This window comes from Limnohabitans sp. JirII-31 (assembly GCF_002778315.1).
Classification (GTDB): Bacteria; Pseudomonadota; Gammaproteobacteria; order Burkholderiales; family Burkholderiaceae_C; genus Limnohabitans.
In genome coordinates this window covers 468,737-492,649 of sequence record NZ_NESA01000001.1, presented here as the reverse complement: position 1 = coordinate 492,649, position 23,913 = coordinate 468,737, and the positions used below count along the sequence as shown (strand labels likewise).

The 23,913-nt window shown below is 57.7% G+C and carries 17 protein-coding genes and 2 pseudogenes; 13 read left to right on the top strand and 6 right to left on the bottom strand.

Annotated features, from left to right (window positions below):
- Nucleotides 1-51: 51 nt before the first annotated feature.
- Nucleotides 52-681, bottom strand: coding sequence for an FABP family protein (locus B9Z41_RS02410; protein ID WP_100145109.1), 630 nt, complete (start codon nucleotides 679-681; stop codon nucleotides 52-54).
- A 209-nt stretch (nucleotides 682-890) separates the two neighbouring features.
- On the opposite strand from B9Z41_RS02410, the gene B9Z41_RS02405 reads away from it, so the two are divergent.
- The 8 genes and pseudogenes from B9Z41_RS02405 to B9Z41_RS02370 all read left to right on the top strand — a co-directional run bounded on the left by B9Z41_RS02405 (nucleotide 891) and on the right by B9Z41_RS02370 (nucleotide 10,294).
- Nucleotides 891-1,319 carry an organic hydroperoxide resistance protein gene (locus B9Z41_RS02405; protein WP_100144600.1) on the top strand — a complete coding sequence of 143 codons (429 nt, stop codon included), beginning with the start codon at nucleotides 891-893 and terminating at the stop codon, nucleotides 1,317-1,319.
- Nucleotides 1,320-1,448: 129 nt separating this feature from the next.
- Complete coding sequence (locus B9Z41_RS02400; protein ID WP_100144598.1) at nucleotides 1,449-2,918, top strand: N-6 DNA methylase; 1,470 nt, start codon at nucleotides 1,449-1,451, stop codon at nucleotides 2,916-2,918.
- Entirely contained in the window at nucleotides 2,911-3,339 is a 429-nt protein-coding gene (locus B9Z41_RS02395) for a nucleotidyltransferase substrate binding protein (protein ID WP_100144596.1), read from the top strand. The genes B9Z41_RS02400 and B9Z41_RS02395 overlap by 8 nt, the downstream gene beginning before the upstream one ends.
- Nucleotides 3,336-3,674: a nucleotidyltransferase domain-containing protein gene (locus B9Z41_RS02390; protein ID WP_100144594.1), complete on the top strand. Its 339-nt coding sequence runs from the start codon at nucleotides 3,336-3,338 to the stop codon at nucleotides 3,672-3,674. The genes B9Z41_RS02395 and B9Z41_RS02390 overlap by 4 nt, the downstream gene beginning before the upstream one ends.
- The gene (locus tag B9Z41_RS02385) at nucleotides 3,671-4,876 is read left to right on the top strand and encodes a restriction endonuclease subunit S (RefSeq protein ID WP_100144592.1); all 1,206 of its coding nucleotides are present in this window, start codon (nucleotides 3,671-3,673) and stop codon (nucleotides 4,874-4,876) included. The genes B9Z41_RS02390 and B9Z41_RS02385 overlap by 4 nt, the downstream gene beginning before the upstream one ends.
- Nucleotides 4,877-4,943: 67 nt before the next feature.
- The gene (locus B9Z41_RS02380) at nucleotides 4,944-6,644 is read left to right on the top strand and encodes a DUF262 domain-containing protein (RefSeq protein ID WP_100144590.1); all 1,701 of its coding nucleotides are present in this window, start codon (nucleotides 4,944-4,946) and stop codon (nucleotides 6,642-6,644) included.
- A 438-nt stretch (nucleotides 6,645-7,082) separates the two neighbouring features.
- Nucleotides 7,083-9,484: pseudogene (gene hsdR, locus B9Z41_RS02375) on the top strand (EcoAI/FtnUII family type I restriction enzme subunit R).
- A 69-nt stretch (nucleotides 9,485-9,553) separates the two neighbouring features.
- Entirely contained in the window at nucleotides 9,554-10,294 is a 741-nt protein-coding gene (locus B9Z41_RS02370) for a hypothetical protein (protein WP_143474134.1), read from the top strand.
- Nucleotides 10,295-10,331: 37 nt separating this feature from the next.
- Here the strand turns inward: B9Z41_RS02370 and hrpA are convergent, their stop codons facing one another.
- A complete protein-coding gene (hrpA, locus tag B9Z41_RS02365; protein WP_233202491.1) occupies nucleotides 10,332-14,483 on the bottom strand; it encodes an ATP-dependent RNA helicase HrpA in 4,152 nt (1,383 codons plus the stop codon).
- Nucleotides 14,484-14,617: 134 nt separating this feature from the next.
- Between hrpA and argA the strand changes: the two genes are divergently transcribed.
- A complete protein-coding gene (argA, locus tag B9Z41_RS02360; protein WP_100144586.1) occupies nucleotides 14,618-15,964 on the top strand; it encodes an amino-acid N-acetyltransferase in 1,347 nt (448 codons plus the stop codon).
- Here the strand turns inward: argA and B9Z41_RS02355 are convergent.
- Genes B9Z41_RS02355 through B9Z41_RS02345 form a run of 3 tightly spaced genes read right to left on the bottom strand, consistent with a single transcriptional unit; the run spans nucleotide 15,951 to nucleotide 19,829 of the window.
- Nucleotides 15,951-18,041 carry an acetate--CoA ligase family protein gene (locus tag B9Z41_RS02355; RefSeq protein ID WP_100144584.1) on the bottom strand — a complete coding sequence of 697 codons (2,091 nt, stop codon included), beginning with the start codon at nucleotides 18,039-18,041 and terminating at the stop codon, nucleotides 15,951-15,953. The two genes, argA and B9Z41_RS02355, sit on opposite strands and share 14 nt — an antisense overlap.
- An 8-nt stretch (nucleotides 18,042-18,049) precedes the next feature.
- The gene (locus B9Z41_RS02350; protein WP_100144582.1) at nucleotides 18,050-18,835 is read right to left on the bottom strand and encodes an enoyl-CoA hydratase/isomerase family protein; all 786 of its coding nucleotides are present in this window, start codon (nucleotides 18,833-18,835) and stop codon (nucleotides 18,050-18,052) included.
- A gap of 16 nt (nucleotides 18,836-18,851) precedes the next feature.
- Nucleotides 18,852-19,829 (bottom strand): tripartite tricarboxylate transporter substrate binding protein, encoded by a 978-nt coding sequence (locus B9Z41_RS02345; protein WP_100144580.1) that lies wholly within the window; start codon nucleotides 19,827-19,829, stop codon nucleotides 18,852-18,854.
- Between the two features lie 127 nt (nucleotides 19,830-19,956).
- Between B9Z41_RS02345 and B9Z41_RS02340 the strand changes: the two genes are divergently transcribed.
- Nucleotides 19,957-20,751, top strand: a complete 795-nt coding sequence (locus tag B9Z41_RS02340) for an IclR family transcriptional regulator (protein WP_100144578.1) — start codon at nucleotides 19,957-19,959, stop codon at nucleotides 20,749-20,751.
- A 6-nt stretch (nucleotides 20,752-20,757) separates the two neighbouring features.
- Here B9Z41_RS02340 and B9Z41_RS02335 read toward each other — a convergent pair whose 3' ends face one another.
- On the bottom strand, nucleotides 20,758-21,300 hold the full coding sequence (locus B9Z41_RS02335; RefSeq protein ID WP_233202470.1) for a disulfide bond formation protein B: 543 nt from the start codon (nucleotides 21,298-21,300) through the stop codon (nucleotides 20,758-20,760).
- A gap of 84 nt (nucleotides 21,301-21,384) precedes the next feature.
- On the opposite strand from B9Z41_RS02335, the pseudogene B9Z41_RS17110 reads away from it, so the two are divergent.
- From B9Z41_RS17110 to B9Z41_RS02325, 3 genes and pseudogenes are all read left to right on the top strand, one after another.
- A pseudogene (locus B9Z41_RS17110) lies at nucleotides 21,385-21,885 on the top strand (cysteine dioxygenase); the annotation flags it as partial.
- 81 nt (nucleotides 21,886-21,966) lie between these two features.
- Complete coding sequence (locus B9Z41_RS02330) at nucleotides 21,967-23,568, top strand: rhodanese-like domain-containing protein (RefSeq protein WP_199172927.1); 1,602 nt, start codon at nucleotides 21,967-21,969, stop codon at nucleotides 23,566-23,568.
- Between the two features lie 57 nt (nucleotides 23,569-23,625).
- Complete coding sequence (locus tag B9Z41_RS02325) at nucleotides 23,626-23,901, top strand: oxidative damage protection protein (RefSeq protein WP_100144572.1); 276 nt, start codon at nucleotides 23,626-23,628, stop codon at nucleotides 23,899-23,901.
- The last annotated feature ends 12 nt before the right edge of the window (nucleotides 23,902-23,913 follow it).

The window sequence follows — 23,913 nt, the reverse complement described above, 5'->3', positions numbered from 1 at the left end:
ATCTCTTTCGTGTTCTAGATTCGGGTCGATCCATGAATCCTTTAAAAATCTTCAAGCAGCCAGTGGGTTGGGCGTGGGCTCCGCCAGTTTGTTCAGCAAATTCCGGTCGGTGTGGTGAAACGGTTCGGACTTGCCACGAATCATGAGCACGGTGTCTTCTTCATAGCCCCAGGTGCCGTCGTCGTTGATCTTGACTTTGATGGTGAACGACACGGTCTTGAATGCATGGTCCAAGAAAGGCGACGAACGAATGCCAAAGTGCGGGTCCACGTGCGTGGCCACCACCTCGAACTCTTTGGCATCTGGTTTGGCTTTGCCAGAGGCCATCACCACCTGCCCACGCGGAATCGTCAGCGTGTGAATGATGGTCTCGGTGGCAGGCTCCCACAGCCAGTAACCCACTTGGTCATGGTAGGTCTTGACCTGATCGGGCTTGGTGATGAAGGTGTGATAGCGCAAGCCATACAACAGCTGCGGCCCGTTGGTCTGCGGATCGATCGGTTGCAACGCAATGTGTTCAACATAGGCCTGCTTTTTGGGCCCCTCGGCTTTGGGCTTGACGTCCAGACCACGATGACCTTCCCACACCCCGGCCATAGCCCTTAAGGGCCCTAAGTTGCGCAGTGTGTGAACGTCGATGTCTTTGGGCTCGGTGTAAATGTCGGTGGCAAATTCACTCATCGTTTTGGCTTTCACTGTGGTCAGGAATTGACCTAGTCTAAGACAAAGAATTTATGAGTTAAATCCACCAAATACCAACGGACCTTCACGCATTTCACCTCACAACTGCACGGGAAATGCCTTGACCAGAGCGAGGTATTTCGCCATGCTGACTGGGCACATCAGGCCTCACAGGCAAACCATGGACTTCACCCTGAAAGGAAAACACCATGACCACCAAACTCGACAAAGTTGTCTACACCGCCCATGCCCACACCACCGGCGGACGCGAAGGCCGTTCGGTCACCGACGACGGCCTGTTGGACGTCAAACTGTCACCGCCCAAAGTGATGGGGGGTTCGGGCAACGCCACCAACCCGGAACAGTTGTTTGCAGCGGGTTATTCCGCCTGCTTCATGGGCGCCTTGAAACACGTGGCCAGCATGAAAAAGGTGACCGTGCCAGCCGATGCCAGCATCGATGCCAGCGTGGACATTGGCCCCATCCCTGCCGGGTTTGGCATTGCCGTGCGCTTGGCCATCAAATTGCCGGGGCTAGAGCGTGCCGTGGCACAAGACCTGATCGACACCGCACACCAGGTATGCCCCTACTCCAACGCCACACGCGGCAACATTGAGGTGGGGTTGAGCTTGGTCTAGCCTTTTACCTTCGACGGCTCATCGGGTGCCACGCTTTTGAACTAAGCTGCCCACCACCTATTTTTATGCATCATCAACGGCGCCTAAGGCGCCGTTTTCTATGAATACCGGCAAATAGAATGCAAAACTATGTTTGAACAAACCTTTAAAAATATCGATGACATCCTGCACAAAGACGCGGGCTGCACCAGCGAGTTGGACTACACCGAGCAATCCTCCTGGCTGCTGTTTTTAAAGTACCTCGACGCACTTGAAGCCGACAAAGCCACCGAGGCGGTGCTGCAAGGGCGTGACTACCAGTTCATCTTGGGCGAGGCTTTCCGCTGGTCGGCCTGGGCCGCACCCAAAGGCACAGACGGCAAGCTTGACCACAACAGCGCACTCACTGGCGACGATCTCAAAACCTTCGTCAACACCCAACTGTTTCCGTACCTCGCAGGCTTCAAGCGACGCGCCAGTGGGCCGCAGACCATCGAATACAAAATTGGCGAAGTGTTCAGCGAGATCACCAACAAAATTCAAAGCGGCTACAACCTGCGCGATGTGATTGACCGCATTGACGAGCTGCGCTTTGGCAGCCAAGCCCAAAAGCACGAGCTGTCGCACCTGTACGAAGCCAAGATCAAAAACATGGGCAACGCCGGGCGCAACGGCGGCGAGTACTACACACCGCGCCCGCTCATTCGCGCGATGATCGAGGTGGTGCACCCCCAAATTGGCGAACGCATTTACGACGCGGCCTGTGGCTCAGCGGGCTTTTTGTGCGAAGCCTTCGCCTACCTCAGCCCCAAAGCCACCAAGGCCGACGACCTGGACATACTGCAAAAGCGCACCTTCTACGGCAAAGAGAAAAAGAGCCTCGCCTACGTGATTGGCATCATGAACATGATCCTGCACGGCATCGAGGCGCCCAACATCGTGCACACCAACACGCTGGGCGAAAACATCAACGACATTCAAGAGCGCGACCGCTTTGATGTGATTCTGGCCAACCCGCCCTTTGGCGGCAAAGAGCGCAAAGAGGTGCAGCAAAACTTCCCCATCAAAACCGGGGAAACCGCTTTTCTGTTCATGCAGCACTTCATCAAAAGCCTGCGTGCCGGAGGCCGTGCGGCGGTGGTCATCAAAAACACATTCCTCAGCAACACCGACAACGCCAGCGTGGCCTTGCGCAAACAACTGCTGACCGACTGCAACCTGCACACCGTGCTCGACTGCCCCGGCGGCACCTTTCAGGGCGCAGGCGTCAAAACCGTGGTGCTGTTTTTCACCAAAGGCGAACCCACCCGCAAGACCTGGTTTTACCAACTCGACCCAGGCCGCAACATGGGCAAAACCAACCCGCTCAACGACGCGGACTTGGTGGAGTTTGTGCAACTGCAAAAGACATTTGCCGACTCGCCCAAAAGCTGGCGCGTGGCCACCGACAGCGTGAACACAGACACGTTTGATTTGTCGGTGAAAAACCCAAACAGCGGCGAAGCAGTGGTGCACCGCAGCCCGGCGGATATCTTGGATGAGATAGCTGCGCTGGATGCCGAGGCGGCGCGAGTTCTGGCTAATATTGGTCAACTGCTGGCAGGAGCACCCCATGACTGAAGACATCCGCTGGAAGCAACGCTTTCACAACTACACCAACGCCCTACAAACCTTGACCGAAGCGGTGGAGCTGGGACAACAACGCCCCCTGACCAAGCTTGAAAAACAAGGCCTGATTCAAGGCTTTGAATTCACCCACGAACTGGGCTGGAACGTGCTCAAGGACTACCTGGAAAGCAAAGGCTTCACAGGCATCATCGGCTCACGCGATACCACCCGCTTGGCTTTCAAAAATGCGCTCGTTGCGGATGGTGACGTGTGGATGGACATGATCAAAGACCGTAACCAGACATCGCACACCTACAACCTGGATGTGGCCGAACGCATTGCACAAGACATCCTGCAACGCTTTTACCCCGCCTTTGTGGCGCTGTCGGCCACGATGGTCGCACTGCGCAACGCACCAGACCCGCAAGCATGAGCGCTGACACCGCATTCGGCCTGAGCCCGAGCACACTACAAAAAATCCGTGACACCCTGGCGCAACACCCCCATGTCGAGCGCGCCGTCGTCTATGGCTCGCGTGCCAAAGGCAACTACCGCCCAGGCTCCGACATCGACCTGACCTTGCACGCTGCGGCGGATGCGCAAATTGACCACCGCGAGCTGGGCGACATCCTCGACGAAATAGACGAACTGCTGCTGCCCTACACCGTTGACCTGTCAGTGTTCGACCAACTGAGCAACGCCGAGCTGCGCGAACACATTGAACGTGTGGGCAAGGTCTTGTATGTGCGTGGGGAGGGAGTGGCGTGAAGGCGGGGTGGGTAGCTAAATCTCTTGGTGAAGTTCTCCTCAAAACGGAGACATTCAATCCGGCAATCACACCAGATAAGGAATTCGACTACATCGATGTTTCGTCTGTTTCAAACGAATCCTATGAAGTCGAAGAAACTCAGCGCCTCAAAGGCAGAGATGCCCCTAGTCGGGCACGGCGGCTAGTGAAAACTGGCGATGTGATATTTGCAACGATTCGCCCAACTCTCAAACGAATCGCACGAGTACCCGTAGAGCTTGATGGACAGATTTGTAGCACCGGCTATTTCGTCATGCGCCCATCTGCCGAAATAGATGAACAGTACCTTTTTTATTCGCTGTTCACCGACGAATTCATGAGCAGCATGGAGGCACTTCAAAAAGGTGCGAGCTACCCCGCCGTGACCGATGCCGAAGTGCGAGCACAACGCCTACGTTACCCGCCACGTCCAGAACAACGCCGCATCGTCACCCTCCTCGACGAAGCCTTTGCCGACATCGCCACCGCCAAAGCCAACGCCGAAAAGAACCTCCAAAACGCCCGCGAGCTCGCGAACGAACTCAGTGCGCAAATACTGTCTGCCCCATCGGCCAACTGCACCATACAAAGCCTGGAGGAAATCGTGGAGGCCGACTGCAGTCTTTCGTACGGCATCGTGCAGCCTGGCGACGAATTTGAATCAGGTCTGCCCATCGTGCGCCCGGTCAACCTGGATCGTCCGCTCATTGAGTTGGGCGGTTTGAAACGCATCGACCCCACTTTGGCCAAAGGCTACGAGCGCACCAAACTCAAAGGCGGAGAGGTGCTGTTGTGCGTACGTGGCACAACCGGCACCCTGTCGTGTGCATCATCAGCTTTGGCTGGGGCCAACGTGACTCGCGGCATCGTGCCCATCCGTTTCAATCCCCAAAGCGTCTCGCAAGAGTTGGGTTACTTCCTCATGCGATCAGCCCCCGTGCAAGCGCAAATCCGAGCCAAAACGTACGGAACCGCGCTCATGCAAATCAACATCCGCGACCTGCGCCAAATCCAGATACCAGTCCCCCACCCTTCGCAACAAGCAGCCATCGCCAAAGCGCTGCAAGATGCAGAAGAGCAAACCAACCGACTGACAGAGATACAAGGCCAAAAACTCACCGCCCTAGACGACCTCAAAAAATCCCTGCTGCACCACGCCTTCAGTGGGCAGCTGTCGCAGTAGGTGCAAAATTTGCGCTGACTGACACCCAAGGCAAAATAAGTACTTCACACCCCGCCCAAGATTCCACATGGCCAAAAGCAATTTGTTAAAGACACAAGACGTTACCTTTCTGGACTTGATCGGTAACGGCAAAAAGTACCGCGTCCCGTCATTTCAACGCGACTACGCTTGGGAAGAAGAACAGTGGGAAGACCTGTGGAACGACATTCAGGAGTTGCTGAGTACACCCGGCAGCTTTCACTACATGGGTGCTTTGGTGGTCGAGGCTGTCTCTGACCGCGAATTTCAAATCATTGATGGCCAACAACGGGTTGCAACACTGAGCGTGTTAGCCTTGGCAGTCATTGATCGCCTGCGCCAGCTGCCCGGTGATGCGGCCACAAAAGAGGCCAATGCCGAACGTGCATCTGAGCTGCGCAAAAGGTTCATTGGCGAGAAAGACCCCGCCTCTCTGTTGCAAAGCAGCAAGCTTTTCCTGAACGAGACCGACGACGGTTTTTATCAAGACTACCTGGTCCAGGTGCGCACTCCAGGCAACCCCCGCGGCCTGCCCAAGTCCAATCGCTTGTTGTGGCAATGCTTTGGGTGGTTTCAAAAACGACTTCTGGATTCTGGCCTGGAAGGCGAAGCGTTGGCGCGCCTGCTGTCTGACACGGTGGCACGGCAACTGCTGTTCATTCTGATCACGGTGGAAGACGACATCAGCGCCTACACCGTATTTGAAACGCTCAATGCACGTGGCCTAGAGCTGTCCTCCACCGATTTGCTCAAGAACTTCTTATTCTCTCGCGTGCCTGTGCGCACCGATTTAGATGCCCTGCAGCGCCGCTGGCGTCAGATGATCGGCAAGGTCAAGCACGAGCGCTTTCCGGACTTTTTACGTTACCACCTGCTGTGCCGGTTCCCGCAGATTCGCAAACAGCGCCTGTTCAAGAAGGTGCGCGAAGAGGTCAAAACATCGACTGATGTGTTTGCCTTGATGGACGCACTGGAGCAACGCGCAGACCTGTTCGCTGCCATGGACGACACCGCGCACGAGTTTTGGCTGGACCGCCCAGCTGCCAAGCCCTATGTACGCGACTTGCAGTTATTTGGCGTGCGCCAGCACATGCCTTTGGTGTTTGCCGCATGGGAGCAAATGAACGCTGACGATTTCACCCGCGTACTCAAACTGCTGTGCGTGCTGTCGGTGCGCTACACCGTCATTGGCAGCTTGAACACCAACGAGCTGGAGCCTGCCTATCACCGGTCCGCCAAGGCCTTACTGGATGGCGCTATCCGTACGCCTGCAGAAGTGTTTGTGCAGCTGCGCAGCGTCTACGTGGACGATGAAAAATTTGTCCGTGACTTTTCTCATAAAGAAATGGACACCACCGGACGCCGCAAGAAAGTGGCGAAATACCTGTTGTGCGCACTGGAAAGCGACGCATCTGGCAAGCATCACGATTGGGAAAGCGACACCGGCACCATTGAGCACATCCTGCCCGAGAACCCCTCTGCGCAATGGGACGAACTCTTCAACCCAGATCGCCAGAAAGACTTCATCTACCGCTTGGGCAACCTGATGCTGCTGGAGCCGACCATCAACCGCCAATGCCAAAACGGCAGTTTTGAAGAGAAGCGAACCGAGTACGGGCGAAGCAGTTATGCCACCGCCATAGCATTGGGGCAAACCGATCAGACCGATTGGTCACCTGCCGCCCTGGCCCTGCGCCAAGAACGCATGGCCCAGCGGGCAGCGCATGTGTGGCGCTCGGACTTTGTTTGAGTGTTTGTGACTCACCCGCGAGTCATAAACCAATTTGCGTCTCATCCCACTGGCTTTTTTGAGGCACAAATTTCTTGATCGAGTTTTGATCAACTCCCCTCCCATTGACTCCTGAAAAATTTATTTTCCGCAAAAATCAATAACTTAGACAACTTTCAAACACCCAAGTTTTCTTAATTGGGTTTTGATTCCCCCACCAAAACCATCGCCTTCGGCTGCAAAAGGGCAGCCCGTTTGCGACATGACTTTGAGTCGATTACGCGCTGTAACCAACTGAAGCTGTCGAGGACCATTTTGTTGACGTCAACAAAATACTAAAAATCGGCTCAGGTGAGCATCCCAAAAAGTCTTTTGATGCGCAGTCGGTGACAACATGTCACCGACTGCGACTGAATTCAAATTAGCTACACTGCTTTGGTTATCAAAATTACCAAGCAAATGAACGAAGCCGAAACCCGCGCAGAGCACATCGATCCAGCCTTAGCCGCCGCAGGCTGGGGCCAGGTGGAAGGCAGTAGGGTTTTGCGTGAACACAACATCACCGCAGGTCGCCTGCAAGGCGCAGGCAAGCGGGCGCGGGCCGACGTTGCTGACTATGTGCTGGTCTACCGCAACACCAAGCTGGCCGTGATCGAGGCCAAGGCTTGGGCCAAGCCACTGACGGAAGGCGTAGGCCAAGCCACTGACCGAAGGCGTAGGCCAAGCCACTGACCGAAGGCGTAGGCCAAGCCAAAAGCTACGCGGCCAAGCTGGCGATTCGCCACACCTACGCCACCAACGGCCAAGGCATTTACGGCATCAACATGCACACGGGGGCCGAGGGTGAAGTGGCCCGCTACCCCACACCCGACGAACTGTGGGACATGGCCTTTGGCGAGAGCTTGCAACAAGCCGCCGCGTGGCGCAAACGCTTTGCAGCCGTGCCGCTAGAAGACAAAGGCGGCACTTGGACGGGCCGCTACTACCAAGAAACCGCCATTACCCGCGTGCTTGAATCGGTGGCCCAAGGCAACGACCGTGTGCTGCTCACACTGGCTACGGGCACAGGCAAGACCTTCATCGCATTTCAGCTGGCGTGGAAGCTGTTTCACAGCCGCTGGAACTTGAAGGACTGGCGTGATGGCACAGAGCCCAGCCGCCGCCCGCGCATTTTATTTTTGGCGGATCGCAACATCTTGGCCAACCAAGCGTACAACGCGTTCTCGCCTTTCCCCGACGATGCGCTGGTGCGCATTGAGCCCGACGAGATCAAGAAGAAAGGCCGCGTGCCCAAAAACGGCAGCGTGTTTTTCACCATCTTTCAAACCTTCATGAGCGGGCCTCCCAAAGACGGAAAACCATCGCCCTACTTTGGCGACTACCCCGCCGACTTCTTCGACTTCATCATCATCGACGAATGCCACCGTGGCGGTGCCAACGACGAAGGCTCGTGGCGCGCCATTCTTGAGTACTTCAAACCCGCTGTTCAGCTGGGGCTCACAGCCACACCCAAGCGCACGCTCAACGCCGACACCTACGCCTACTTTGGCGACCCGGTGTTCACCTACTCGCTCAAAGAGGGCATCAACGATGGCTTCTTGACGCCCTTTCGCGTGAAGCAAATTGCCACCACGCTGGACGAATACGTGTACACCGCCGACGACATGGTGCTGCTGGGCGAGGTGGAGCAAGGCAAACGGTTTGAAGAAAAAGACTTCAACCGCATCATCGAAATCAAAGACCGCGAGGCCTACCGCATCAAGCTGTTGATGGGCAGCATCAACCAGCGCGAAAAAACCATTGTGTTTTGTGCCACCCAAGCGCACGCGCTGATGGTGCGCGACCTGATCAACCAAATGAAAACCAGCACCTCGCCCGACTACTGCGTGCGCGTCACCTCTGACGATGGCAAGCTGGGCGAGCAGCACCTCAGCCAATTTCAAGACAACGAGAAAACGCTGCCCACCATTCTGACCACCTCACAAAAACTCTCTACCGGTGTGGACGCGCGCAACGTGCGCAACATCGTGCTGATGCGCCCTGTGAACTCGATGATTGAGTTCAAACAAATCATTGGACGTGGCACGCGCCTGTATGACGACAAGGACTACTTCACCATTTACGACTTCGTCAAAGCGCACCACCTGTTCAGCGACCCAGAGTGGGATGGCGAACCTGTAGAGCCAGATGACCCGCCCGTGCCTGACAGCTACAAGTCCAAAGCACCAAGCACCCCCGGCGAATTGAACGAGCCCAAAGGCGGCACCACGCAGCGCCCAGAAAAACTGGTGATCCAACTGGCCGATGGCAAGCAACGCACCATTCAGCACATGTCGTCCACCAGCTACTGGGGGCCGGATGGCAAGCCGCTGTCGCCCGCACAGTTTTTAGAAAGCCTATTTGGCGCACTGCCCGAGTTCTTCAAAAACGAAGACGAGCTGCGCACCTTGTGGGCCGACCCCGCCACACGCAAAGGCCTGCTCAATGGTTTGGCCGATCAAGGCTTTGGCCGCGAACCCTTGCGTGAAATGCAACGCATCATCGAAGCCGAAAAAAGCGATCTGTTTGACGTGTTGGCCTACGTGGCCTTTGCGCTACCCACCGAAACACGCGCCACCCGCGCAGAACGCGCCAAAGCCCACAACGCACTGACGTATGACCAAAAGCAACAAGCCTTCTTAAGCTTTGTGCTCGACCAATACGTGACCCAAGGCGTAGACGAACTAGACGCCGAAAAACTCACACCATTGCTCAAGCTGCGCTACAACAATGCGCTCAATGACGCGATGGCGGACTTGGGGGATGCGGTGCAGGTGAGGAAGGCGTTTGTCGGGTTTCAGCAATATTTGTATTCAGTTTGACTGACCGCAGCACTCCCGTTGATTCAGCGAAAGTGTCTGCGCCCCTCACAACACGCCAGGATTTAACTAATGCATAAACCCTCCCCGAACGCAGACCCTTTGACAGATGTATGGGCCACTTCGTTTGGCGGAATTGTTGTGGGTTCGATCTTTCTATTGCTCGTTTTAACTGCATTAGCAGGATGGTCTTGGGTAGCAAATTTTCTTGAATCGAGTGCTCCGGCCTGGATTCAAGCTATTGGCTCTATTGCAGCAATTGTCGCTGCGCTTTCTGTTGTTCAGCGTCAGCACAATTTGGAGTTGAAGCGAAAAGAGAAAGACGATCTCACAACTCAGTTGCGACGCGCCCGTTCACTAAGAGTGCTTTTTTATTCGGCCGCTAGGGCATGTGAAGATGTCGCAAGACGGATTGGCAAACCACACCAAACTTGGAACTTCCAGGCGGCAGAACTTCACGAAGTCCGCGCAAGATTACTTGCTATTGATCCACTTCTTGTGTCCGAGGGCAGTCTCCTACTGATCATTGAGGAGTGTGCAATGCGCCTCAAAAATTGTTCTCTGATAGTTGCCGAACTTGAAACACAACGAAAAAAGGAAACTGAAGATGTGATCAAGCTTGCAGTGATGGCAACGGCTAGGGAGTGCTGGCTTGGGTTCTACGAAGCCACTGAACTGGAAATCAAACTTTGCAAGTCCGAAATTGCGAGCGAACAGCCATATTCTTTCGCTGACTTCGATGCAAGTAGAAAGCATCTTGATGAAATTCGCGCGGAATTCATTGAAGAACGTCAAAAGCAACGAGTTACCTAGCCAAGATCAAACGACCCCAACCAGACTCAACCATCCTTCAATAACTCAGCTGCTGCCAAGCCTTGTCCAGCCGCTTCACACTCACCGGCTGTGGCGTGCGCAGCTCTTGCGCGAAGAAGCTCACGCGCAGTTCTTCCAATAGCCAGCGGAACTCTTGCATGCGTGCATCGCTCACGCCTTTGCGCTCTGCCACCAAGCGCCAATACTTTTGCTCCAGCGGTTTGAGTTCGGCCAGTTTGGCAGCATCGCGCGCGGGGTCGGCACGCAGTTTGTCGAGTCGCAGCACCACGGCTTTGAGATAGCGGGCAAAGTGCTGCAACTGGTTGTAAGGCGTGTCGGTCACAAAGCGTTTGCCCACCAAGCGTTGCAGTTGCTGCGCGGCGTCGGCCACCGCGTCGTGTTGAATTTTGGTGTCTTTGACTTTGCGGCTCGCCGCTGCAAACTCGGTCAACACGGTGTTGCCCAAGCGCGCCACTTCGTTGGCAATCAGTGTCAGGCGGCCACGGCCCTCGTCGAGGCGGCGTTTGAAGTCGGCCTCGCTCGTGGGCAGCGGGTCGAGCAAAAAGGCGCGGTCGAGCGCCACGTCCAAAATTTGTTGTTTGAGTTCGTCGCTGGTGCCCCCGCCCGAGCCATCGGGCGACTTGCCCACCATCATGAAAACCACCGACATCTTTTGCAGGTCAGGCAGGTTTTTCTCCAGGTACTTGAGCGCGTCTTTGATTTGCAAACCAAACAAACGGCGCAAACCTGCGCGGTGCTTGGTGGCGGCCACCTCGGGCTCGTCAAAGACCTCGATGCACACGGCGTCGCCCATGTCCACCAAGGCGGGGAAACCAATCAGGGTTTGCTGACCTCGGGCGATTTCCATCAGCTCGGGCAACTCGCCAAAGGTCCAGCTGGTGTAGCGTTGATCGGCTTTTGCAGGGCTCGTCTGTTGCTGCCTTGGTTTGGACGCAATTGGCGCAATTGGGGTCAGAGCCCGATTTCCGTCGCCCGAATTTCGCTGCGCGACATCGGGATTTGATCCCAATTTGCGCTCGCCGTCGGCTGACGCGGCCGCTACGCCAACACCAGAGCCAGCCCCCAAAGGCCCCACACCTTTCAACGCGGCCAAGGCCTGAAACGCGCCACGCGCTTGGCTGCCCAGTTCGGCTTTCAAAGCCCCCAGGTTGCGGCCATGCCCCAACTGTCGGCCATGTTCGTCCACCACCCGAAAGTTCATGAACAGGTGGGGTGGCAGCATGTCGAGTTTGAAGTCGGCCCGTTTGACATCCAACTGGGTCTCAGCCCGCACCAGCTTGAGCACGGCATCGGTCAACGAGCCCGCGCCAAACACCTCAGGCGCACACAAGGCCGCCGTCAGACGGGCCGCGCTGTCGGGCAGTGGCACCAAGCGCGAGCGCGGTTTTTGGTGCAGGGTTTTCAAGAGCGCATGCACTTTTTGGTTGAGCATGCCAGGCACCAACCACTCGGCGCGTTCATCGCTGACTTGGTTCAACACAAACAGCGGCACGGTCACGGTCAAGCCGTCTTTGGCGTCGCCCGGTTCGTGCAGGTAGTCGGCGTGGCAATCCACACCGCCCATGCGCAGTGTTTTGGGAAACGCCTGCGTGGTGATGCCCGCCGCTTGGTGGCGCATCAGCTCCTCGCGGCTCAGGTACAGCAGTTTGGGTTGGCGCTTGACCTCTTCGCGGTACCAGTGTTCCAGCGTGACCAAGCCGCACACCTCGGCGGGCAATTGCTGGTCGTAGAAGGCGTAGATCAAGGCATCGTCCACCAACACGTCTTGGCGGCGCGACTTGTGTTCCAGCTCTTCCACTTGGGCAATCAGCTTTTGGTTGGCGGCCAAGAACGGCAGCTTGGTGTCTAGCTCGCCCTCCACCAGCGCTTCGCGGATGAAAATTTCACGTGCACCCGCCATGTCCACTTTGCTGTAGCTCACCCGTCGTCCGTTGTAGACCACCAAGCCATACAAAGTGGCGCGCTCCAGGGCTTTGACTTCACCAGCCTTCTTTTCCCAATGCGGATCGAGCAATTGTTTTCGCAACACATGGCCGCCGACTTGCTCTAACCATTGCGGCTCGATGCCTGCCAAGCCACGGCCAAACAGGCGCGTGGTTTCCACCAACTCAGCCGCTACCAGCCAGCGTCCGGGCTTTTTGCGCAGGTGCGCGCCAGGGTGGCGGTAAAACTTAATGCCACGGGCGCCCAGATAGGCCTCGTCGTCGTCGAGCTTGCAGCCCACGTTGCCCAACAAGCCCGCCAGCATCGACAGATGCAGTTGCTCGTAACTCGCGGGCAAGGTGTTCAAACGCCACTTGTGTTCGGTCACCACCGTCAGCAGCTGAGTGTGGGTGTCGCGCCACTCGCGCACGCGACGCACGTTGATGAAGTTTTGCCGCAGCAGCGCTTCGTATTGGCGGTTGCTCAGCTTGTGTTCGGCGTGCCCCGTCGCGCTCACAGTGGGTTTGCTGTGGGCTTGTTTGGCTGCCAGGGCGTGCTTGACGCTGGCGGGCACATGGGGTTTGCCGCCTCGTGAGTTTTCGAGCCACTTCCACAGGTTGAGGTAGCCGCTGAATTCGCTGCGGTCGTCGTCGAATTTGGCATGGGCTTGATCAGCGGCGGCTTGGGCTTCCATCGGGCGGTCGCGCACGTCTTGCACGCTCAGGGCCGAGGCAATGATGAGCACTTCGTCCAAGGCGTTGCGCTCGCGGGCTTCCAAAATCATGCGCCCCACACGCGGGTCCAGGGGCAGCTTGGCCAGCTCGCGCCCGGTGGGCGTCAACTCGTTCATGTCGTCCACCGCGCCAAGTTCGTTGAGCAACTGGTAGCCGTCGGCAATGGCTTTGGGACGCGGCGCTTCGAGGAAGGGAAATTGCTCCACATCGCCCAGGTGCAGCGACTTCATGCGCAAAATCACGCCCGCCAGCGAGGAGCGCAAAATTTCGGGGTCGGTGAATTTCGTGCGGCCATTGAAGTCTTGCTCGTCGTACAAGCGGATGCAAATGCCGTTGGCCACACGGCCACAGCGGCCCGCACGCTGGTTGGCCGCCGCTTGGCTGATGGGCTCGACCATGAGCTGTTCGACCTTGCTGCGCCAGCTGTAGCGCTTGACACGCGCCATGCCTGCGTCAATCACATAGCGGATGCCAGGCACGGTGAGCGAGGTTTCGGCCACGTTGGTGGCCAGCACAATGCGCCGCCCACTGTGGTTGTCAAACACACGGTCTTGCTCGGCTTGCGACAGACGGGCAAACAGCGGCAACACCTCGGCATTGCGCAACACGGGCGAGTGGCTCAGGTGTACGCGCAGGTGATCAGCGGCTTCACGAATTTCGCGCTCGCCAGGCAAGAACACCAAGATATCCCCCTGAACATCAGGCCCCCACGCAACGCGCTGCGCGTCGTCGCTGCCCCCCGTGGGGGCGTCGTCTGGCTTGGGGCGGCCCAGCGCCAGCCGAGTCGGCCCGCTCCAAAGCTCATCCACCGCATCGGAAATGGCGTTGTTGAGGTCGTAGTCGCGTTTTTCTTCAAACGGGCGGTAGCGCATTTCTACCGGGAAGGTGCGGCCCGACACCATCAGCACGGGTGCAGGCCATAACACCATGCCCCCACGCTCCCCCACTTCGTGTGGCTCGCTGCCCCCCGAGGGGGCTGAGCCCGCCTTGGGACGGCCCTGCGCCGGTCTCATCGACGCAAAGTGCTGCGCGAAGCGGTCGGCGTCGATGGTGGCCGAGGTGACGATGATTTTGAGGTCTGGCCGACGCGGCAAGATCTCGCGCAGGTAGCCCAGCAAAAAGTCGATGTTCAGGCTGCGCTCGTGGGCTTCGTCGATGATGATCGTGTCGTAGGCCTTGAGCAAGGGGTCGGTTTGCGTCTCGGCCAACAAAATACCGTCGGTCATCAACTTGACCGAGGCGTCTTTGCTCAATCGGTCCTGAAAGCGCACCTTGTAACCCACCACCTCGCCCAAGGGAGTTTTGAGTTCTTCGGCAATGCGCTTGGCCACCGAGCTGGCCGCAATGCGTCGCGGCTGCGTGTGGCCAATGATGGGTTTGCGCTGACCGGGTTTGAGCCCAAGCCCCAAACCTCGGCCCAAGGCCAACGCCATTTTGGGCAACTGGGTGGTTTTACCCGAGCCCGTCTCACCGCACACGATGATGACTTGGTGCGCCTGCATGGCCGCCATGATGTCGTCACGTCGTGCCGAGACAGGCAACGATTCGGGGAATTCAATCTGGAGGGGAGCTGACGTGGACACAAGCAGGCGCAATCTTGATAGACAATCCGCAATTATCCCAGCCAAGCCCCACGCCACATTACATGTCCGCTGTCTTCAACTTCACCTTCGTGCCCTGGTTTCGCTCTGTCGCGCCCTACATCCACATGCACCGAGGCAAAACCTTTGTGGTGGGTATCGCAGGCGAAGCCATTGCCGCAGGCAAATTGCCCAACTTGGCGCAAGACTTGGCACTCATTCAAAGCATGGGCGTGCGCGTGGTGCTGGTACACGGCTTTCGCCCGCAGGTGAACGAACAGTTGGCGGCCAAGGGCCATGTGCCCCAGTATTCACACGGCATGCGCATCACCGACGAGGTGTCGCTCGACTGCGCGCAAGAAGCCGCCGGTCAACTGCGTTACGAAATTGAAGCAGCGTTCAGCCAGGGCTTACCCAACACCCCGATGGCAGGCGCCACGGTGCGCGTGATTTCGGGCAACTTCATCACCGCGCGCCCGGTGGGCATCTTGGATGGGGTGGACTTCCAGCACTCGGGCTTGGTGCGCAAGGTGGATGTGGCGGGCATCACCCAGACCCTGGCAGCGGGCTCGATGGTGTTGATCTCCCCGTTTGGCTTTTCGCCCACCGGCGAAGCTTTCAACTTGACCATGGAAGAAGTGGCCACTTCAGTGGCCTCCGCCTTGCAGGCCGACAAACTGTTGTTTGTGACCGAAACCCCAGGGCTGCGCGTGCGCCCACTCGAGCCCGAGGCCGAAGACAACCCCATCGACACCGAGTTGCCGCTGGACGTCGCAGAAAAACTGTTGGCGTCGCTGCCAGCCACGTCCAACCCGTCTGACATTGCGTTTTATTTGCAGCACTGTGTGAAAGCTTGCAAGTCGGGCGTGGAGCGCAGCCACATCTTGCCGTTTGCGGTGGATGGCGCGTTGCTGTTGGAGGTGTACATGCACGACGGCATTGGCACCATGGTGGTAGACGAAAAACTCGAAGAGCTGCGCGAAGCCACGCACGAAGACGTGGGTGGCATCTTGCAACTGATTGAACCGTTCGAGAAAGACGGCACCCTGGTCAAGCGCGATCGCACCGAGATTGAACGTGATGTGAACCAGTACACAGTCATCGAGCACGACGGCGTGATCTTTGCCTGCGCCGCGCTCTACCCCTACCCCGAAGCCAAAACCGCCGAGATGGCAGCCCTCACCGTGTCACCCCAATCGCAGGGCCAAGGCGATGGCGAGAAGGTGCTCAAGCGCGTTGAGCAACTGGCGCGCAACATGGGCTTGAAGAGCATTTTTGTGCTGACCACCCGCACCAAGCACTGGTTCTTGAAGCGCGGCTTTGTGCAAGTCGACGCCGACTGGTTGCCCGAGGCCCGCAAGCGCAAATACAACTGGGACCGCAAGAGCTTGGTGCTGGTCAAACAGCTTTGAGCACCACCACACCATCCGCGGCTTTGACGCCTTGCCCCTGAGGCAGCACAAACACCGGATTGATCTCGGCCTCCGCCAATTGATCGCCCAATTGCGCAACCATCTGTGAGAAAGCAACCATGGCATCGACCAGCGCGTCGACGTCAGCTTTGGGGCGTCCTCGGAAGCCATCCAACAAAGGCCAGGTCTTGAGCTCTTTGGCCATCGATAAAGCGTCTTCACGCGACAAGCCACATTGAGCGGGAAGCAGCCGAATGCTGGTGTCCTTGAACAGCTCAGCGGTCACGCCCCCCATGCCCAACAAGATGGCTGTTCCCAACGCATCGCGGTGCATGCCAAGAATCAACTCTGTGCCACCGGCGACCATCTCTTGAACCAAAAATCCATCGGGGATTTTTCCTGTTCTGGCATGGACCTGCGTTGTCATGGCCGCCATACTGTCGCCCATGGTCTGTGAGGTCACACCCACAGCAACGCCACCCACATCGCTCTTGTGCATGATCTCGGAGGAAAGAATTTTCAAAACAACACGGTCGCCCAAGGCCACGGCAGCCTCTTGCGCTTGCGGCAATGAATGTACTGTTCGCTCCGCCACACTGGGTACACCAAACCGTGCAAACAGTTGTTTGGCTTGAACTTCGTTCAATGAACCAACGGGTAAATCTTCTAACGGGGTCACACGCGGCAGCACAGCAAGAGAAGCACTGGGCTTGAAGTTGGATGTGTGGCGCATGGCAGCAAACGCAGAACTGATGCTCTCCGCAGCGGCATACGCGGGCACACCTCTTTCAGTGAGCAATTTGCCCACGTCTGGCGCATGCGGGCTCACATAGGCAAACACAGGTTTGTTGGAACTTGGCAAACAATCTTGAATGGCGCCAGCCATCAACTCTGGCTGTGCCAAGCCCGAGGAACCGACCACGATCACCAAAGCGTCGTAGCTTGGACTGGCCAACAGCGTGCGGATGGCACCACGTAACAAATCGGGCCGCAGCCCGGCCAAGGTCACGTCAATTGGGTTGCGATCCAACACCGCCTCCGTGCCCGTGTTCAAAGCGCGCAACGCACTCGCAGTGGCTTCATCGGGGGCAGGCGTTTCAAAACCTGCCAGCCCCAAATCATCGGAGACCAAGGTGCCAGCCCCACCTGTGGACGTCAAGATCGCGACGCGCTGTCCGCACAAGGTTCTTCCCGTTGCAAGTGCCGCAGGAATGTCCAACAAATCGGCAAAGGTTTGTGCACGAATCACGCCCACTTGTTTGAAGAGCGCGTCGTACATGCGGTCGGCACCGGCCAAGGCGCCCGTGTGCGACACGGCAGCCCGCGCACCGGCTTCAGAGCGGCCAATTTTGAAGGCCACCACAGGCTTGCCCAGCCGTGCCGCCTTCAAACAAGCGGCGCGAAATTTCTCAGGATGTCTGACCGTTTCGATGTACAGCGCAATGACCTGGGTGGCAGGGTCGTCAGCCAAATAGTCGATGAAGTCTGCCAGCTCAAGGTCCACCTCATTGCTGGTTGAAATCAATTTGGACAAGCCGATGCCGCGGGCTGATGCACGCGAGAGCAAGGAGCCCATGATGCCGCCACTTTGGGACACCACACCGATGGAACCCACGGGGAAATGGTCCATCTCCAATGCACCCGTCGCACTCAACATGATGTTGTCGGTCAAATTCACGAGGCCGATGGTGTTGGGGCCCAAGATGCGCATCGCGCCAGCAGCATTCATCAGCTGCTTTTGGCGAACGGCCCCCTCTGGCCCTGTTTCTGTGTAACCACTCGCCAAAACAATGGCAGCCTGACAGCCGAGCTGGGCCAAATCTCGAACCGCGCCCTGCGCGCGCTCGGCACCCAACAACACAATGGCGACATCTGGCACGGTGGGCAAAGAGGCAATGCTTGGGAAGCACTTGAGGCCGTCAATCGCCTCAACCTTTGGGTTGACCGGAAAAATATCGCCAGAAAAGCCCAGTTTTTTCAAATAGGCCACGGGCCGACCCGCAGTTTTGGTGGGGTCAGCCGACGCCCCAATGACGGCCACACTGCGAGGCTTGATCAGTCGTGAAATCGCATCCATCTTTGATCCTAGCCCGCAGTTTTTGCCAAGAACGCTTCCACCGACGCACGGTGCTCTGCGCTGGTGTAGCAAATGCCTTGTGCCTGACTGCCCTGGGCAAACACATCGTGAGAACTCATCTCAAACGACTGGTTCAAAATCGTTTTGGTGAGTGCCAAGGCTGTTGACGAAGCTTGGCTCAACTCAAGCGCCCAGGCTTGCGCCTCGGCCAGCAATGCATCGGCCGATGTTTTTCGATCGACGATGCCCAGAGCCAAGGCCTCATCCACATCGACTTTTCGACCACTGAAGATGAGCTGCTTGGCCTTGGACAAACCCACCCGACGGGGCAAGAAATACATGCCCCCACCATCCGGGATGATGCCGCGATGGATGTAAGACCATACAAAGCTCGCCCACTCACTGGCGATGATGAAGTCACACGCCAAAGCGGTATCAGCCCCCAAGCCTGAAGCAGCGCCATTCACTGCGGCAATCACGGGTTTGGGACATGTGTGCAACAACGACTGCGTGTAATGCACGCGTTGCTGACGGTGCCATCCGTTAAAGCCCACTTCACCCGCAGGCGCGTTCATGCGCTTTTGCATGCCACTGATGTCGCCCCCCGCACAAAAACCTTTGCCTGCACCGGTCAGCACCAGGGCCTTGATGGCTTTGTCAGCCGTGATGCTCTCCAATGCATCAATGAATTCGCTTCGCATCTGATCGCTGAAAGCATTGCGTTTATCTGGACGATTCAGTGTCAACGTTGCCACAGCGTGGTCAATTTGAAGTTCGATGAGGGTGTAATCCACGACTTTTTCCTTTGATTCAATCTGGTTTGATGTTGTTTTCTTTGACGATCTTTCGCCAGCGTGCTTCTTCGCGTTTGACATACGCCTCCAGCTCTTGCGGCGTACCGGTCGAAACCGCCAAGCCCTCCGATTCAAGCCTTTGTCGAAACTCCAAAGATTGCGCCGCTTGCTTGGCGGCAGCATTCAATTTGGCAATCACATCCGACGGCGTACCAGCAGGCGCAAACAGTCCGTACCAGCTCTCCAAGGCATACCCACGAACCGTCTCAGCAATGGCAGGAATGGACTTCATGGCAGCAGACCGTTCTGCGGATGTCACGGCCAATGCGCGCAGCTTGCCGCTGGCGATGTGCGGTGACACAGCCGCAGCGGTGGCAAACATCATGCTCACTTGCCCACCCAGCAAATCTGTCATCGCAGGGCCCGCGCCCCGATAAGGAATGTGGGTGAGTTTGACTTGCGCAATGTTCTCAAACATCTCGCCGGCCAAGTGGGCAGAGGTGCCATTGCCTTGGGATGCATAAGACAGTTTGGCGGGTTCAGCTTTGGCTGTTTCCAGCAAATCGGACACGCTTTTCAAAGGGCTGTCCGCACGAACAACCAGCACATTGGGGCCTCGTGCAACCATCACCACAGGAGCAAATGACTTCTCGGTGTCAAACGGCAGTTTGGTCATCAGGCTGGGGTTGACGGCATGCGCAAACGTGGCCACCACCAGCATGTAGCCATCCGGGGCACTTTTCGCCACTGCATCTGTGCCAATGATGGTCCCAGCCCCAGGCCTGTTTTCAACGATGACCGATTGCCCCAAGGCCTGAGACATGCCAACCGCCAACGCGCGGGCAATGCTGTCCGTCCCGCCACCCGGAGAAAAAGGCACCACCAATTTGACGGGCTTGTCAGGATAGGCTGCCAAGGCGGTAGAGATGCAAAGACCGGCAGCTGCGACCCAGACACAACACTGTTTGATACCTGAAGCAAAGAAACTTTTCATGCAGGAGTCTCCGAATTTTTTTGATGCACAGAGCTTAATCAAATGCTCAAGTTGCGATCACCATCGAATTCCACAGAATGGAAATTGAGCGCCTAAAATTTCAAGCATGACTTTCAGGAGTTTGTGAATGCGTCATTCACTTCAGGTTCCACCCCCCATCACCAGCAAACCCGGTGTCTCCCCTTCGAACAGGTCGCTGGAGAGAGGCATCGATATCCTTCGCGCCTTCCGGCCAGGGTCTGCGCTGCTGGGCAATGGTGACATCGCCGAGAGAACCGGGCTGTCCAAGTCAACCGTGAGTCGCTTGACACAAACCTTGGTTGCCTGTGGTTTGCTTCATATTGAACCCGGGACGCGCGTGTACAGGCTAGCACCGCTTGTCATGAGTCTGGCCCATGCCATGCGAACGGGTTCACATGTGCTCGCCATAGCGGCTCCCTTGATGCGAAGCACGGCCGAGAAACACAAAATCAACGTGGGCTTGGCTGCCCCCGACCGTGATGAGATGGTCTATTTGGAATCCATACGCTACAACCGACGCCCCTCATTGCGAACGGTGGTGTCAGGCCAGCGCGTTCCGATCGAGCTGACCTCTCTGGGAAGGGCTTACTTGGCCATTGCCCCGCCATCACAAAAAAACAAACTGTTTGCGCACTTTAAGAAAACACGCGCACAGCAATGGCCGCTGTTGCGAGATGAGATCTCGCATGCGCAAATGCAAGTGACCCAACAGGGGTACTGCGTGGCGAGCTGGCAGCCGGAGGTCGTTGCCCTGGCAACGCCTCTCGAAGTAGGGGAACAAATTTACGTGTTGAACGTGAGCGTCACACGCGAAGGGAATGCGGCAGAGATTGCTACTGAAATGGCGCCGCTGCTGATGGAACTGCGACTCAAAATAGACCACGCCCTGCACGCATCGTGAATGCGCTCAAGCGTCAAACGCTGCGTCGTTGGCCGCTTTCAACGGGTCGGTGCTGCGCCACAAGCGCACGGTGGTGACCAGTGCCAACAGCGCAATGCCCACAAAACACACGAAGGACCAATTGGCGATGGAGCCGCCCAAAAACGTCCAGTCAACCACCGAGCAGTCGCCACCGCCTTTGAAGATCATGGGAATGGCACGTTTGAGCGGGAAGGTTTCAATCATTCCGTAAAAGTCGCGGCCACACGACACCACCTCGGGTGGGTACCACTGCAACCAGCTCTGACGAGCTGCCACGTATGCGCCCGACACACCCAACACCGTGAGCAAACCACCCACGAACAAACAGGTTTGACGCCCTGACAACCGGGCCCCCACACCCGCCACCAAGGCGATCAAGACCATCACATAGCGCTGCACAATGCACATTGGGCAAGGCTCCAGGCCCACCACATGTTGCAAGTACAACCCGAACGACAACAAGCCGAGACAAGCCAGACAAATCAAACCCCAGACGCGGCTTGTTCGATCCAAAAGTTCTAACTTCACAACACTTCCTCCAAAGCAATGCCTCATTGTCGCTGTGAAACAATTGGATGACGCACGCACAGAAGTAAAGACCAGAGATTTGTCATGACCCTCCGCCTCCCCGCGCTTGAACACACGCCCCGTTTGCTGCACTTCATCACCCACTTGGACGATTTGCTGCGCCGCACCGACAACGAGGCCCTGATTTTGGAGCGCGGTCAGGTGTTGCTGACGCAACTGCTGGCCCAAGACGACTGGCTGCCCGACGAATTTGCACAGCCCAACGCCGAGCGTTACCAACAATACTTACTCTACGCCGATCCCAACGACCGCTTCTCGGTGGTCAGCTTTGTGTGGGGGCCGGGCCAATCCACCCCGATCCACAACCACACGGTGTGGGGCCTGGTGGGCGTGTTGCGCGGAGCCGAGTTGACACAAGCTTTTGCGCAGGACGGGCAAGGCCGCTGGCTGGCCAGCGGCGCACAACAACGCATCGAAGCGGGCCACGTCGAAGCCGTGTCCCCGCGCATTGGCGATGTGCACCGGGTGTGGAACGCGCTGGGCGACCAGCCCTCCATCAGCATCCACGTCTACGGCGGCAACATTGGCAAGATCCGTCGCAGCGTGTTCGCGGAGGACGGCACGGCCAAAGAATTCATCTCGGGCTACAGCAACGCCTTGCGGGAAGTGCCCAGCGAATTTCCAACCACCACCTTTTTGGAGGTGCGCCAAGCGCTGTTGCAGCGTCAAGAAATTGCCATCGTCGATGTGCGCGAAGAAGACCCATTCGCCCAAGCTCACCCCCTGTTCGCCGCCAACCTGCCGATCGGACGCATCGAAGTCGATGCCTGGCGGCGCATTCCGCGCCTAGACACCACCGTGGTGGTGTACGACAACGGCGAAGGCATGGCCCTGCCCGCTGCGCGCACCTTGCGCCGCATGGGCTACACCCAAGTCAGCCTGCTGGCAGGTGGCTTGAAAGGCTGGCACGACGGGGGTGGCGAGTTGTTCCGTGATGTGAATGTGCCCAGCAAGTCGTTTGGCGAATTGGTGGAGTCCAAGCGCCACACACCCTCGCTGTCGGCGCAAGAGGTCAAAGCCCTGATCGACGCCAAAGCCAATGTGGTGGTGCTCGACGCCCGCCGCTATGACGAGTACCACACCATGAGCATTCCCAGCGGTGTCAGCGTGCCCGGAGCCGAGCTGGTGCTGCGTGCCCGTGCCATGGCCCCCAATGCCACCACCCGCATCATCGTCAACTGTGCGGGGCGTACCCGCAGCATCATTGGCACCCAGTCACTCATCAACTCGGGCATTCCCAACCCGGTGAGCGCATTGCGCAACGGCACCATAGGCTGGACCTTGGCTGGCCAAGAACTGGCGCATGACGCCGATCAGCGTTTTCCAGAAGTGGACGAAGCCACCCAACGCCAAGCCGCCGCCTCGGCCCTGGCGGTGGCCTACCGCGCTGGCGTCAAGCGCGTGCGCCTGCCCGAGTTGGGCGAATGGCTGGCCGACGCCACGCGCACGACCTATGTGTTGGATGTGCGCACGCCCGAAGAATATGCCGCAGGCCATCTGCCCGGCGCACGCAGTGCCCCAGGCGGCCAACTGGTGCAAGAGACCGACCACCAAGCCCCGGTACGCGGAGCCCGCTTGGTGCTGTGCGACAACGACGGCGTGCGCGCCAACATGTCGGCCTCTTGGCTGGCCCAAATGGGCTGGCAGGTGTCTGTGCTCGACGGTCTGAGCGCTGCCGACCTGCACGACACCAGCACCCCCCCTGCGCCATTGCCCGAACCCTTGGGCGCGGTACCCACGGCGCAAGTGGCGCAGCTCAAAACCTGGGTCGGTGACCGCAACAGTCACACCGTGGTACTGGACTTCAGCTCTAGCGCCCAGTTTGTCAAAGGCCATGTGCCAGGCGCCTGGTGGTTGCTGCGCAGCCAGCTGGCCGATGGTTTGGTCAAAGCCCACAAAGGCAACCGCTATGTGCTGACCTGCCAAGACGGCCATGTGTCACGCTACGCCCTGGCGGAGGTGAAAGCCTTGGTCAAGCCCGGCGTGGACGTGGTGTGGCTGGCAGGCGGCAATGCGGCCTGGGCGGCTGCGGGTCATAGCTTGCAAAGTGGCGATCGCCAACTCGGGGCCGAACGGGTGGACCGCTACCGCCGCCCGTATGAGGGCACCGACAACCCTGTGGAAGCCATGCAGGGCTACCTCGACTGGGAGTTTGGTCTGGTCGACCAGCTCGCGCGCGATGGCACCCACGGCTTCAGGGTGATCTGATCCCCTGCTAAAGTCTCGCTCTGATTTCAACGCTCACCTCACAGAAGAATTTTCCTTATGGCACGCACCGTTCACTGCATCAAACTTGGCACCGAAGCTGAAGGCCTCGACTTCCCTCCTTACCCCGGTGAGTTGGGCAAAAAATTGTGGGAGAGCGTCAGCAAAAAAGCGTGGGCCGAGTGGATGACACAGCAAACCATGTTGGTCAATGAAAACCGCCTCAACTTGGCCGACCAGCGCGCTCGCGAATACCTCAAGCGCCAAATGGAAAAACACTTTTTTGGCGACGGCGCAGATGCCGTGCAAGGCTACGTTCCGCCTCCTAGCGCCTGATCTGAGGTGATG